This is a genomic window from Methylobacterium sp. CCH7-A2, assembly GCF_001557075.1.
GTDB classification, from domain to species: domain Bacteria; phylum Pseudomonadota; class Alphaproteobacteria; order Rhizobiales; family Beijerinckiaceae; genus Allobosea; species Allobosea massiliensis.
Map to the genome: position 1 here is coordinate 1 of NZ_LSKN01000084.1, position 710 is coordinate 710.

Below are 710 nucleotides of genomic sequence, written 5' to 3' on the forward strand. Positions count from 1 at the left end.
AATCTCACAAAGGCTGAAACTGTTACGATCGCGGCGATCGAGGACGGCGTGCCGGCATTGGTCGAGGCCCGCGAGATCATCGCCGACTTCCATGCCATGATTAGGATGAAGCGGGCCGAGCCCTTGTCATCTTGGATCGAACGAGCCTCCCAAAGCCTGGTCGCCTCCTTGGCCAATGGCGTCCGACGAGACGAGGCCGCTGTGCGAGCAGCAATCCTCTCGACTTGGTCAAACGGTCAGACAGAAGGCCAGATCACCCGTCTCAAGCTCGTCAAACGCCAGATGTACGGCCGCGGAAAGATCGATCTTCTCCAGGCGCGTTGTGCACGGCGGTGAGAAAACCATCCAGTGGAGCGCCGGCGTTTGTGCCGGCGCGGGCGGCGTAAAAGTCGGCCACTGGATAGGCTGACCCCTTTCGGGGTTGGCGGGGATGTTCGCTGTGGAGATTTACGCGGCGGTTCGCGATTTCGTTTTCAACCAGGAGAAGAGCCGGCGGGAAGCGGCTCGCGTGTTCGGGCTGAGCCGCGAGACGGTTGCTAAGATGTGCCGGTTCTCGCTGCCGCCGGGCTACACACGCACGAAGCCGGTCGAGAAGCCGAAGCTGGGTCCGCTTCTGCCGGTGATCGAAGCGATCCTGGAGGCAGATCGGACATCACCGGTGAAGCAGCGTCATACGGCGAAGCGGATCTTCGAGCGCCTTCGTGACGAGC

The 710-nt window shown here is 61.8% G+C and carries 1 protein-coding gene and 1 pseudogene; both read left to right on the forward strand.

All coding sequences use genetic code 11. From position 1 onward, the window contains the following. Positions 1-336: transposase (locus tag AX750_RS06175; protein ID WP_197431955.1), on the forward strand; the 336-nt coding region annotated here is incomplete at its 5' end. A gap of 94 nt (positions 337-430) precedes the next feature. Next, positions 431-710: pseudogene (locus tag AX750_RS06180) on the forward strand (IS21 family transposase); the annotation flags it as partial.